The following is a 12329-nucleotide window of genomic DNA, read 5'->3' as shown; positions in this document are numbered from 1 at the left end:
CTCTCGTCCGCGCATCCATTGAGAGCGCGAGGGCGCCGGGATACGTTGACTTAGGTCAACGGTCGGCCCGATTGAGACAGCGTCAGCGGACCTGCCGTGGTGACGTCGGGCTCGAAGCCGACGGTAAGGACCATCAGCTCCTCTCCCGTGGGAAGCTGGCGCAGCGTCCTCACGGGCGCACCTCGCCCCCATCTTTTGTGAGCCAGATGTTGATGCTCACCAGCAACACCCAGAATGGAAAGACGACGAGGCTCCAGTCGATGTAGTAGCTTCCGATGAGAAGGATGGCGGCGACGCCATATCCGCCATAGGCGAGCCAGCGCGGCGTGAGTCCCGTGTAGAGGGCGATGGTCGACGTCGTCATCATGAACACGGAGGCCGTCTTGACCAGGTATATGTTGACCATTCCGTACGCCAGGCCGCGGCCGAAATGGAACGTCGCGGAGTTGATCAGCACGTTCGGCGCAGCGTGGAAAGCCAGAATGACGGCGCCGATCACCGCGGCGGCGGCGAACAACATAGCCAGCATCAGGACAGCGCTACCGAAGAAGATCGTCGCAAAGAACTGGTCCTCGCGCGTGCCGAGCCGATCGCGCAGAAAGCCGACGAACCACAGGAACGCCACGCCCGCGAAGGGCACGAGGTTCAATGCCAAGGCGACGTTGCTGGTCCCGCCGTGCAGCCACGCACCCGGCTCGAGCGGATCGGCCGGCACGGACCGCCGCATCAACCAGAACACCGCGAGAAGCAGCAGCGAAAACAGAATCCCCGCCGCGGCCGCCACGCGCGGGGCTCGCAATCTCGCCCGCGTCAATCCGGTTGCTTGCGTGATCACGAGACCGCCCGCCCCTTTTCGTTCGAGGCTGCCGGACTCGCCACGCCGTGGTGATGTGACAAGCCGAGACCCTGCCGGTCCTCGATGCGGGCCGCGGCGCGGTCCTGCGCATCAAAGCTCGACCGTTCGATCCCGGAATCGAGGTGACCGAGATAGTCGCGGACGAGTTTTGCGTGCTCCCCGCGGGCGCAGTCGCCGAGCTCGGCAAGAGCGGCGCGCAGGCGGCGCATGACCTGAATGGAGGTCGATCCGAACTGGCGGATTTCGTCGAAGGCCAGCGCGAGATAGTCCTCCCAGGTCGGCATCCGGTAGACCACCCTGAGAACGCCGTCATCGTCGTACGCCCGGCACGCCTCCAGATCACATTTGGCCAGCCGCCGCAGCATATCCTCGATCTGGTCGATGGCCTGCACGGCCGTCGTCGGGTCGTTGATGGCGGGGGACAGCGCCTTGATCGCGACATCGACGAGAAGTCGCATCGCATACTTCGGGTCCTGCTCGAAAGTGCGCTGCTCGTCGAGATGAACGCATGCACTCAGCTGCTTCTCTCTAACGAGGGCATCCGCTCCGTGCGCATGCAGGATCACGCTGCCTTCGAGCAAGGTATCCCCGACGCCGCACTCCATCATGATCAAGCCGTCCATGCGGCGGGCATGGCCAACCAGCCCGGCGATGTCGATCGACGTCACCGACTGCGGATTGCCGATATGCTTGACCGTCAGCTCCGGCGGACCTTGAAAATGTTGCGCTCGCACGGCTTTGCCGGACGTGCGCCACGGGACTGCCTGATACGTGCTGACGATGACCCGCCGGCCCGTATCGCCGAGCGCCTGCAGGACCCGGATGATCTGGAGATTGTTCAAGCGCTGAACAAGCTGCGCCAGCATCAACACGCTCGCCACCAGCATGGCTGCGACGATCGCGGCCGAGAGAAATGGCACGCCTTCAGCCCCCTGGCGATCGACCCAGGCCAGCGTGGAGAGGCTGTACATAAAGGTCGCGACGAACATACCGAGCGAGTGGAACAGCAGCCGGTCGCGCGCAAACCAGACCACGAGACGGGGCGAATAGACCACGGCATTGAATTGAACGAGCACGAAAGCGATCGAAAACACGATGCCGGTCAGCGCCATCATGCCCGAGGCAACCGCCGACAGGTAAGCCTGGGCGGAGGACGTCGACAGATTGAGACTGACCGCCAAGAACGTGGATTCCAGGCGCGGCACCAGAAAGCCGGCCGCGACGCTCCCGATCGCGTAGAGCGTGGGTATCAGCCAAAGCTGCATGCCACTTCCTTTCACTGCCCGAATGCCGTCCGGTCCGCTCGGCACGTGACAGCATCCTCGCGCTCGCGCGCGGTTCGTTGATCTTGATCAAGGGTGCGTACCGCCCGCTGGGATCAACGCTGACCTCTTGGGCGGGCGCCACGATATCGACGTGGTCGAGCGCATAGAAGCGCACCAGAAGGTCACCCTTGATCGGCGCAGGAGGACTTCGTCTTTTGCGGACTCATGGCTCTGATGTTTTTCAGCAGCCGCTCCGGCCACGACGATGCCGCAGATCCCTTTCGAGTGCGCGACGACCGATGACCGCGGGCGCGGGGTTCGTCACTTCCCCAACACCGACGACAGCACCGAGCCGTCATTCAGGATCGAAAAGATCTCCCGGGCGGACAGATGCGCAGCCGCCTGCTCGAAGCCATCACTCGCATCGATCTTGGCACGGCCGACCGCCAAATTCGGGTCGATCGTGTCGGGGCGCGCTACGCGGGGAGGCGGCAGCTGCGCGAGGTGGAAGGCCAGGAGCGCAGCGTCTTCGCGCAGCTCCGTCAAGGCCGGTTTGATCCCACCAGCCGCCGAGGCGCTCAATTCGTTCGCGCGACGCAGGACCGGAGGCGGTTCTCGATCTTCCGGCGTGGCGAACAATTTGCCGGACGCGGGATTGGCCGTCAGCGCGCCGATGGGAACGGCGAACAGCAACCCGACGATGACCGGCGACATCCAGAGCAGAAGGGGCAACGAAACGGCGTACGCGCTTGCGGCCATCACGACGCCGCACAGGGTTGGAACGCCGTATTTCCGATAGAGCTCCCGGCGCTCCACCGTACCGTCGTCGCGCCTTTGCGTCTGCCAGCCCGCATCGCGGCCGGCCAGGATCTCCACCACCGCGATCGACTGGAAGATCATCATCACGGGCGCCATCAGCGCCGACACGACAATCTCGGCCAAGACTCCGGCCGAGGTACGCAATGCGCCGCCGAACTGCCTGCGCGCCGATGGCCGCGTCCAGACGAGCACAAGGCTGAACAGCTTCGGCAACAGCAACAGGCCCATGGTGGCGACGAACACCCAGATCGCGAGCACGGGATCCTGGGCCGGCCAGGTCGGAAACAACGAGAAGCCCTTTGGGAAATACTCCGGACGCACGAAGCGGGCCTGGAGGGAGATCACCATTCCCAGCAGCAGGAACAGCAGCCATAGCGGCGCCGTCAGATAGGCCCCGATGCCCACCATGAAATGCAGGCGTGACACCCAGTGAAGACCTCGCGCCGGCACAACGGCGAGATGCTGCAGATTGCCCTGGCACCAGCGTCGGTCGCGCGCCGCGAAGTCGAGCAGCGAGGGCGGCACTTCTTCATAGCTTCCACCGAGCCTCGGCAGCATATGGATGCCCCACCCGGCCCTCCGCATCAGCGCGGCTTCGACGAAATCGTGGCTGAGGATGTGCCCGCCGAACGGCTTCCGCCCCCGCAGCTGCGGCAGCGCAGCCGCCTCGGCGAACGCCTTCACGCGGATGATGGCGTTATGGCCCCAGTAATTGCCTTCGGAGCCATGCCACCAAGCGACGCCGGCGGCGATCAGCGGACCGTACAGGCGGCCGGCGAATTGCTGGACGCGGCTGAACAGGCTTCGCGCGTTGACGATCATGGGCAGCGTCTGGACCAACCCCGCGGTCGGGTTGGTCTCCATGGCATGGACCAATCGCACGATGGTCTCGCCGCTCATGAGACTGTCGGCGTCGAGCACGATCATGAAGTCGTAGACGGCGCCGAACCGGGTGATCCACTCCGAGATGTTGCCGGCCTTGCGCGCCGTGTTGTCGGCCCGGTGACGATAGTACAGCCGCGGCGTTCCGATGGCCTGTCGCAATGCGAGCAGCGCCTTTTCCTCGGCGACCCAGATGTCCGGATCGGTGCTGTCGCTCAGAACGAACCAGTCGAACAGCTCTCCATGCGAGGTCGCTTCCACGGATTCGATGATGGCCCGGAGCCGGGCCGTCAATCGGTGCGGGTCTTCGTTGTAGGTGGGAAGCAGCATCGCCGTGCGGCTTGCGATCGCGGGCAGCTCCACACCAGGCGCGAAGGCATCCCCATCGGGACGATGGGCCAGCAGCACGAAGAAGCCTGCCACCGCGGAGGCGAAGGAAAAGGCGACCCAGGCGAGCAGGACGAGGAATAGCGCCAGCACCATGGCTTCGAGGACGGTGACACCGCCGACCTGCAGCACGCGATACATCTCGTACCCGCCCGCCCCGGTCAGCGCGGCCGTCGAGAGCAGGATCAAGCCGCGCCGCCAAGCCATGGTGGTCGCGGCCGGTGCAGGAACACGGTCCGGTGCCCGATTCTTCCTGAGATCGCCCGGAGCCATGGCAAGCGGGGACTCGCGCGGCAGCAGGCGTTGGCTCGCGATATCGCCGGCGATCGATCGCGGTGCCGGGTTCAGGGCGCCCATCGATAGACCCAGACTTCCGACAACGGCTTGTCGCCTTCGGCGAGCAACGCCCGCAGCTCGATCGGCTCGCCCTTGACCTGGCACTGGAAGCTCAGCCGCCAGCCACCGGTGTAGGGGTTGAGCTGCGTGACGATGTTCTTCACGTCCGACCTCTCCGCCGTGACCACGCCTTTGACCCTCTCAGGATCGATGCCTTTCAGGTTGTCCCCGACCAGATCGAGGACGAACAGGCGGGCGTCTTCGCCCCTCGCGCCGATGCCTGTGCGCGTGAAGCGGGCGAGTGAATGCGGCTTTGGGCTGTCCGGTCCCCAATGCAGCCGATAGGTGTAGTTGTGCTCGCCCTTGGCCTGCAGCGGGTTCTTGGGCCGCCAGAACGCGGCGATGTTGTCGTGGACCTCCTCCTTGGTCGGGATCTCGAACAGCACGACCCCGCCCTCGCCCCAGTCGCCGATCGGCTCCATCCAGAGACTTGGGCGCCGTTCGAAGCTGGATTCGATGTCCTGATAGGCAGCGAAGTTTCTCTCCCGCTGCATCAGGCCGAAGCCGCGCGGATTGAGATCCTGAAAGGTGCTGATCTGGAGGTCACGGGGATTGCTGAGCGGCCGCCACAGGCTTTCGCCCTTGCCGTTGAAGATCGCGAGCCCGTCGGAATCGTGAACGGAGGGACGGAAATCGTCGATATCGTTGCGGTCGTTCGGGCCGTAGAAGAACATGCTCGTCATCGGCGCAAGGCCGGCCCGCTGCATCTCCACACGCGGGTAGACCGACATCTCGACGTCGAACACCGTCGTGTCCCCGGGCCGCACCGTGAATCGATAGCTCGCCGCGCAGCTCTTGCTGTCGAGCAGAGCATGGATCACCAGCGAGGTCGCGCCGGGCGCCGGCCGCTCGAGCCAGAAAGCCTTGAACAGCGGAAATTCCTCGCCCTTGGCTTCGCCGGTATCGATCGAAAGCCCGCGGGCGGAAAGCCCGTAAGTCTGCCCCTTGGCGACGGCGCGGAAGTAGCTCGCGCCCAGGAAGACGCAGACCTCGTCGTAGTAGTCAGGGCGATTGATCGGCGCGTGGATGCGGAAGCCGGCGAAGCCGAGATCGGCCTCCTCGAACGCCGGCACCTTCTCGCCGAAGGAAAAGTCTTCCTTGCGGTATTTGATCTCGCTGGCCTTTCCGTCCGCGACCTCGAAGATGTTCACGCGGTTCTTGTAGAAGAAGCCGCGATGGAAGAACTGCGCTTCGAATGGAAGATTCTTGCCGCGCCAGAGCGCGCGCTCCGGCAGGAAGCGGATCGAGCGGTACTGATCATAGTCAAGATCCTTCAAGCCGCCCGGCAGCTTCTCGTCCGGCGCCTCATAGGGCTTGTCCGCCAGCATGCGGGCCAGATTCCTGACCGCCGACGGCTCGAACGCGCCATCGGATGGACGAGCAGCGGCGAAGCCGGCCCGCGAAGCGAGCAGCACCGCCGGCAGCAACGCCGACCCTCGAACAAGCTGGCGTCGGTTCACGTGTTCTCCTACTCGCTACTGCTGCCGCGGCCAAGCAACGGGCACAGCGCCCGCGAGTTCCACCCGTGCGGTCCGAATGGAGCCGCGGTCAACAGGCGTAAGGCCAGCTGGTTCAAAACGACGGATTTGGGGTTCGACGAGGTTCATTCTGCCGTGCCGACCTCCAGTTCGGAGGACGGACATCTCAACTGCTCGATGCTGGCAAAGATCAAAGGGACGATCGTCAACGCCTTCATGAACACGACGGCGGCGCTGCCGCGATCGGAGGCTCAGAAAAACATGCGGGCGATCCAGGATATTGGCAAGCACGCGGGGGGCTCGGCGCCGCCGGTAATACACGGCATCACGATGAAAGATGTGGACGGCCATTGCAAAACACACCCTGTGCAGCAGTGATGTGTCGCAGAGCTGTGCATCAGCTCCCCAGCCAGGCCGGTTTCGTCAGCTTTTTCAGGGGCAGCAGGGCATCTGGCTGGGGCGGGAGGGATCGAACCTCCGAATGGCGGAATCAAAATCCGCTGCCTTACCGCTTGGCTACGCCCCATCAGGCGACCGAGGCACGACGGGAGAGCCAGCCCCCCCCCCGCAGATTCCGCTCGGTCGCAGCCGGTCTATAGGGAGAGGCGCGGCATTTCAACCGCCTGGAGGGTCAAAATACCACACCGGTCCACCGATCCGCCACGCCTCACTCCGTTGAGAAGAACCCGGAGGATCCGGCGGACACCCGGCCGGCCTTGCGGGCATTGAGACCGCCCCCGTTTCGTGAGAATACGGCGCCAATATTTGTCCACGGGAGTGAGCCATGACCTACCGCGCGCCGATCAATGACATGCTGCTGTCGCTCAACCATGGCGCCGGCCTCAAGGCCGCGGTAGAGGCCGGTCATTACGGCGATTTCGACGCGGACATCGCCGCGGCGGTGCTGGAGGAGGCCGGCAAGTTCGCAACCGACGTGCTGGCGCCGCTCAACAAGGTGGGCGATGAGCACGGCATCAAGCTCGACGACGGCAAGGTCACGACCGCGCCGGGCTGGCCGGACGCCTACAAGCGCTGGACCGAAGGCGGTTGGAACGCGGTGTCCGGCCCCGAAGATTTCGGCGGCCAGGGCCTGCCGATCGCGATCAATGCCGCCTGCACCGAGATCTGGAGCGCGGCCAACGTCGCCTTCGGCCTCTGCCCGCTGCTGACGGCCTCGGCGATCGAGGCGCTGGACGCGCACGGCAGCGACGAGCTGAAGAAGATCTATCTGGAGAAGCTCGTTTCCGGCGAATGGACCGGCACGATGCAGCTCACCGAGCCGCAGGCCGGCTCCGACGTCGGCGCGCTGCGGACCCGCGCCGAGAAGCAGGCCGACGGCACCTATCGGATCAAGGGGACGAAGATCTTCATCACCTATGGCGAGCACGATATGACCGACAACATCGTGCATTTCGTGCTGGCCCGCCTGCCCGACGCGCCCGCCAGCACCAAGGGCATCTCGCTGTTCCTGGTGCCCAAGTTCATGGTCAATGAGGACGGCTCGCTCGGCGCACGCAACGACATCTTTGCCAGCGGCGTCGAGCACAAGCTCGGCATGCATGCCTCCCCCACCTGCACCATGACCATGGGCGATCACGGCGGCGCCATCGGCTTCCTGATCGGCGAAGAGAACCAGGGCATGCGCTGCATGTTCACGATGATGAACCAGGCCCGCCTCGGCGTCGGCCTCGAGGGCGTCGGCGTTGCCGACCGCGCCTATCAGCAGGCGCTGTCGTATGCCCAGGAGCGCAAGCAGGGTCGCGCGGTCGGCAGCAAGACCGACGGCTCGGATGCGATCTTTGTTCATCCCGACGTCAAGCGCATGCTGATGCGGATGCGGGCGCAGACGGCCGCCGCGCGCACCATCTGCTATGCGACCGCGGTCGCGATCGACGTCTCGACACGCGCCAAGGACCCGAAGGTGCGCACTGAAGCCGCAGCGCGTGCGGCGCTGCTGACGCCGATGGCCAAGGCCTATTCCACCGACATCGGCAACGAGGTCGCCTATCTCGGCGTGCAGATCCATGGCGGCATGGGCTTCATCGAGGAGACCGGCGCGGCGCAGCACTATCGCGACGCCCGCATCACCGCGATCTACGAGGGCACCAACGGCATCCAGGCGATCGACCTCGTCACACGCAAGTTGGCTGCCAATGGCGGTGCCTCGGTGTGGGCGCTGCTCGACGAGCTCGCGGCAACCGTCAAGAGGGTCGAGGCCTCCAACGATCCCGCTTTCGGCACCACAGGAGCCAAATTGCGCGAGGCGCTGGAGGCGCTGACGCGCACCAGCAAGTGGCTGCTGGAGCGCGTCACGTCGGCACCGAACGATGCGCTCGCCGGCGCGACGCCCTACTTGCAGCAGTTCGGCGCCACGCTCGGCGGCTGCCTGCTCGCGTCCGAGGCGCTCGCCGCCAAGGCCGACGGCAACACCGACGCCGCGCGCTACGTCTCCCTCGCGCGCTTCTTCGCCGAGAACATCACCGTGCAGGCCGGCGCGCTCGAGCGCACGGTGACGGAGAGCGCGGAATCGGTCGCGGCGGCGGATGCGGTGCTGCTGGGATAGGTTGCTTGATGTGTCCCGGACGCACTGCAATGCGTCGCTGTGCAGGGTCGGGACATATGGCAGGGAAGAGATCGCGGCGACATGGGCCCGGCTCTGCAGCGCACCGCTGAAGTAGCGCTGCGCTGCGTACGGGGCACGAGGGGCAACTCGGCTCAAAGTTGCGACGCCGCGGCCTCCGCCTCGCTTCTCAACGGAGTCGCGAGCCCTCGGGAATGACGGCGAGAAACGTTCGTGAAATCTTCGCGCTGAACGCTTAATCTGGCTCCATGCGATACAAATCCATCTTCGCCGCACTCGCCCTCACCTGGGCCCTCCCCGCCTCGGCCCAGACCGCCGCACCGATCGAGCTGCGCATCCTCGCGATCAACGATTTCCACGGCAATTTGCGGCCGCCGCCGGGCGGCATCCGCATCGGAGATCCCGAGGACAAGAGCAAGAAGGTGATGGTGGCGGCCGGCGGCGCTGAATATTTGGCGACGCTGGTCAAGCAGCTGCGCGAAGGGCACAAGAACACGATCTTCGTCGCCGCCGGCGACCTGATCGGCGCGAGCCCTTTCCTGTCGGCGATGTTTCACGACGAGCCCTCGATCGAATCGCTCTCGATGATGGGGCTGGCGATCACCTCCGTCGGCAATCACGAATTCGACGAGGGCACGACCGAGCTGCTCAGGATGCAGAACGGCGGCTGCCATCCGGTCGACGGCTGCCAGGGGCCGCATCCCTTCACGGGCGCCAAGTTCCGCTATCTGGCGGCATCCACCATCGAGACCGCGACGGGCAACAGCGTGCTGCCGCCCTATGAGATCAGGGAATTCGACGGCATCCCCGTCGCCTTCATCGGGCTGACCTTGAAGGAGACCGCGGGCATCGTCTCGCCATCGGGCATCAAGGGGCTCGAATTCCGCGACGAGGCCGAGACGGTGAACGCGCTGGTGCCGCAGCTGAAGGCGCGCGGCGTCGAGGCCATCGTGGTGCTGATCCACCAGGGCGGCGAGCCCTCAGGTGACTACAACGAATGCCCCGCCATCACCGGGCCGATCGTCGACATCGTGAAGAAGTTCGACCGCGCCGTCGACGTCGTCGTCAGCGGTCATACGCACCGCGCCTATGTCTGCGATATCGACGGGCGGCTCGTCACCAGCGGCGACAAATACGGCACGCTGGTCACTGCGATCGACCTGAAGCTCGATGCCGCGACGCGCGACATCGTCGGCGCGAAAGCCGAGAACGTCATCGTCGCCAATGCTTCGCTGGCCAGGGATCCCGAGCAGACCGCATTGATCGACGCCTACGACAAGCTCTCCGCGCCGATCGCCAACCGGCCCGCCGGCTCGGTGACCCAGACATTGTCGCGCGTGCCGAACGAGGCCGGCGAAAGCGCCCTCGGCGACATCATCGCCGACGCGCAATTGCTCGCAACCCGCGATGCGAAGGATGGCAGCGCTGTCATCGCGCTCACCAATCCCGGCGGCATCCGCACCGACATCGTGCCGAAGGAGAACGGCGCGATTTCCTTCGGCGATGTCTTCGCCAGCCAGCCGTTCCGCAATCGCCTCGTCACGATCACGCTGACCGGCAGCCAGCTCAAGGCGATGCTCGAGCAGCAATGGCTCGACCCAAAGCGGCCGCGGATCCTCCAGGTGTCGAACGGATTCAGCTATGCCTGGGATGCGTCGAAGCCATTCGGGGAGCGCGTGATCCCCGAGAGGATGACGCTCAACGGCCGGCCGATCGAGCCCGGCAGCGGCTACCGGGTCACGCTCAATGATTACCTTGCCGTCGGGGGCGACGGTTTTACCGTCGCCCAACAGGGCACCTCGCCGCAATATGGCGGTTACGACGCCGACGCGCTGTTTGCGTTCTTCCGGGCGCACGGGCCGATCGGTCCGCTGCCGCCGACCCGCATCCTGCGGGTGAATTGATCCGGGTCAAACGGCCCGGCCGGACGCCCCTTTGCCATTGCCGCCCAAGCGCCTAGATTGGGTTTTGCATTGCGTTTTGGCGCCGGATGCGCCAAGCGACGACGAAAGCCCGTTTCTTGTGAGGCCGACCTGATGAGCACGCTTCTCCTTTCCCACAAGGCCTGCCTCGACCATGTCACCCCGCCGGGACACCCTGAGAGGCCGGATCGCCTGCGTGCGGTGGAGGAAGCGCTGTCGCATGAACGCTTCCAGTTCCTGGCGCGCGACCAGGCGCCGGAAGGCGATCTCGATCTCGTCACGCTCTGCCACAACGAGCACTACGTCACCGAGCTGCGTCACATCGCGCCGGCCAGCGGGCAGGTCTATATCGACGGCGACACGTCGATGTCGCCGGGCACGTGGGAAGCGGTGATGCGCGGCGTCGGCGGTGCGGTTGCGGCGACCGAAGCGGTGATGGCGGGCGAGCATCGCAACGCCTTCGTCGCGGTGCGTCCGCCCGGGCATCACGCCGAGATCAGCAAGCCGATGGGCTTCTGCTTCTTCGACAACGTTGCGATCGCCGCGCGCCATGCGCAGCGCAAGTACGGCATCAAGCGCGCCGCCATCGTCGATTTCGACGTGCATCACGGCAACGGCACGCAGGACATCTTCTGGTCGGACCCGACGGTAATGTACTGCTCGACGCACCAGATGCCGCTGTTTCCCGGCACCGGCGCCAAGGGCGAACGCGGCGACCACGACACCATCGTCAACGCGCCGCTCGCCTCCGAGGACGGCGGGCCGGAATTCCGCTCCGCGTTCGAGAACTTGATCCTGCCGCAGCTCGAAAAATTCAGCCCCGAGCTGCTCGTCATCTCCGCCGGCTTCGACGCGCACTACCGCGATCCGCTGGCCTCGCTGAACCTGCGCGCGGAGGATTATGCCTGGGTGACGCGCAAGCTGATGGATCTCGCCGACAAGACCGCCGGTGGGCGTGTTGTCTCGGTGCTGGAGGGCGGCTATGACCTGCAAGGATTGAAAGAATCTGTTACGGCGCATGTCGGCGCCCTGATGGGCGCCTGACAGCACTCGCCACATTAAGCCCGCAAAACCCGCCTTCACTGCGGGCCAAGCGAATCGGGCAATCGGAAACGGATATGGCCGAAAACACCCAAGTCGACGTCTCCAGGCTCACCTTCGAGCGCGCGATCGAGGAACTCGAGACGATCGTGAAGCGGCTCGAGGATGGCAAGGTGCCGCTCGAGGAATCCGTGACGATCTACGAGCGTGGCGAAGCGCTGAAGCGCCGCTGCGAGGAGCTGCTGCGCCAGGCCGAGGCGCGGGTCGACAAGATCACCACCGATGCTACCGGCCAAGCCTCCGGCACGGCGCCGCTCGACGTTCAATAGGCCGGTGCCCCTGTCCATTTCCGACCGCACTTGGTGAAATGTCTTCGCTGGGCTGCCATGTCCGCATGATCACACGTAGCGTGCCCGCGACGGGTTCCATGACGATGGGCCGGGATGGTCCGGCTCCGAACGGTTCCCTGCGCGAGACGGCTCACCACAGCGCGAAAAGCCTGACAAGGGACCGGGCAAACCTGGAACCCGGCCTCCCCAGCCACGGTTAACCACTCTGGCCCGCCGGTTGCACCTGCATACCCCTAATCGGTCCGGCGGGTTGGCTTTGGCCCCAGCTTTGGTGTAAAGCTGCGCGGAGTGTGGCTTTTTGCAAGCCTTGCGTGGGCATCGATTACCGACGACAAGAGCTTCAAACTGCTAA

General features: G+C 65.1%; 10 protein-coding genes and 1 tRNA gene. 5 read left to right on the top strand and 6 right to left on the bottom strand.

The features are described 5' to 3' along the window. Nucleotides 1-50: 50 nt before the first annotated feature. The 5 genes from WI560_RS07780 to WI560_RS07760 form a co-directional block, all read right to left on the bottom strand. A complete protein-coding gene (locus WI560_RS07780; protein WP_375307516.1) occupies nt 51-173 on the bottom strand; it encodes a hypothetical protein in 123 nt (40 codons plus the stop codon). Next, on the bottom strand, nt 170-835 hold the full coding sequence (locus WI560_RS07775; RefSeq protein WP_257232270.1) for a hypothetical protein: 666 nt from the start codon (nt 833-835) through the stop codon (nt 170-172). Before WI560_RS07775 ends, WI560_RS07780 begins: the two co-directional genes overlap by 4 nt. After that, on the bottom strand, nt 832-2121 hold the full coding sequence (locus WI560_RS07770) for a DUF2254 domain-containing protein (RefSeq protein WP_375307515.1): 1290 nt from the start codon (nt 2119-2121) through the stop codon (nt 832-834). Before WI560_RS07770 ends, WI560_RS07775 begins: the two co-directional genes overlap by 4 nt. 321 nt (nt 2122-2442) lie before the next feature. After that, nucleotides 2443-4566, bottom strand: coding sequence for a glucans biosynthesis glucosyltransferase MdoH (gene mdoH / locus WI560_RS07765; protein WP_375307514.1), 2124 nt, complete (start codon nt 4564-4566; stop codon nt 2443-2445). Next, nucleotides 4554-6065: a glucan biosynthesis protein G gene (locus tag WI560_RS07760; RefSeq protein ID WP_375307513.1), complete on the bottom strand. Its 1512-nt coding sequence runs from the start codon at nt 6063-6065 to the stop codon at nt 4554-4556. The genes mdoH and WI560_RS07760 overlap by 13 nt, the downstream gene beginning before the upstream one ends. On the opposite strand from WI560_RS07760, the gene WI560_RS07755 reads away from it, so the two are divergent. Then, the gene (locus WI560_RS07755) at nt 6066-6461 is read left to right on the top strand and encodes a hypothetical protein (RefSeq protein WP_375307512.1); all 396 of its coding nucleotides are present in this window, start codon (nt 6066-6068) and stop codon (nt 6459-6461) included. Between the two features lie 73 nt (nt 6462-6534). Here WI560_RS07755 and WI560_RS07750 read toward each other — a convergent pair. Then, nucleotides 6535-6609 (bottom strand) — tRNA-Gln (locus WI560_RS07750). 258 nt (nt 6610-6867) lie between these two features. On the opposite strand from WI560_RS07750, the gene WI560_RS07745 reads away from it, so the two are divergent. The 4 genes from WI560_RS07745 to WI560_RS07730 all read left to right on the top strand — a co-directional run bounded on the left by WI560_RS07745 (nt 6868) and on the right by WI560_RS07730 (nt 11956). Then, the gene (locus tag WI560_RS07745) at nt 6868-8646 is read left to right on the top strand and encodes an acyl-CoA dehydrogenase (RefSeq protein WP_375307511.1); all 1779 of its coding nucleotides are present in this window, start codon (nt 6868-6870) and stop codon (nt 8644-8646) included. A 266-nt stretch (nt 8647-8912) separates the two neighbouring features. Then, nucleotides 8913-10568 carry a bifunctional metallophosphatase/5'-nucleotidase gene (locus WI560_RS07740; protein WP_375307510.1) on the top strand — a complete coding sequence of 552 codons (1656 nt, stop codon included), beginning with the start codon at nt 8913-8915 and terminating at the stop codon, nt 10566-10568. A 132-nt stretch (nt 10569-10700) separates the two neighbouring features. Continuing rightward, on the top strand, nt 10701-11630 hold the full coding sequence (locus tag WI560_RS07735) for a histone deacetylase family protein (protein WP_375307509.1): 930 nt from the start codon (nt 10701-10703) through the stop codon (nt 11628-11630). Between the two features lie 74 nt (nt 11631-11704). Beyond that, nucleotides 11705-11956 carry an exodeoxyribonuclease VII small subunit gene (locus WI560_RS07730; RefSeq protein WP_257193366.1) on the top strand — a complete coding sequence of 84 codons (252 nt, stop codon included), beginning with the start codon at nt 11705-11707 and terminating at the stop codon, nt 11954-11956. Nucleotides 11957-12329 lie beyond the last annotated feature (373 nt).

Origin of the sequence: Bradyrhizobium sp. A11 (genome assembly GCF_042077125.1) — a bacterium.
GTDB classification, from domain to species: domain Bacteria; phylum Pseudomonadota; class Alphaproteobacteria; order Rhizobiales; family Xanthobacteraceae; genus Bradyrhizobium; species Bradyrhizobium japonicum_B.
The sequence above is the reverse complement of the archived record's forward strand: the minus strand, read 5'-3'. Positions and strand labels throughout refer to the sequence as shown.

What these genes read in the sequence shown, in the direction of transcription:
- WI560_RS07770 (WP_375307515.1), bottom strand. Translation starts at nt 2,121, where the DNA reads ATGCAGCTTTGGCTGATACCCACGCTCTACGCGATCGGGAGCGTCGCG.
- mdoH (WP_375307514.1), bottom strand. Translation starts at nt 4,566, where the DNA reads ATGGGCGCCCTGAACCCGGCACCGCGATCGATCGCCGGCGATATCGCG.
- WI560_RS07745 (WP_375307511.1), top strand. Translation starts at nt 6,868, where the DNA reads ATGACCTACCGCGCGCCGATCAATGACATGCTGCTGTCGCTCAACCAT.
- WI560_RS07740 (WP_375307510.1), top strand. Translation starts at nt 8,913, where the DNA reads ATGCGATACAAATCCATCTTCGCCGCACTCGCCCTCACCTGGGCCCTC.
- WI560_RS07735 (WP_375307509.1), top strand. Translation starts at nt 10,701, where the DNA reads ATGAGCACGCTTCTCCTTTCCCACAAGGCCTGCCTCGACCATGTCACC.
- WI560_RS07730 (WP_257193366.1), top strand. Translation starts at nt 11,705, where the DNA reads ATGGCCGAAAACACCCAAGTCGACGTCTCCAGGCTCACCTTCGAGCGC.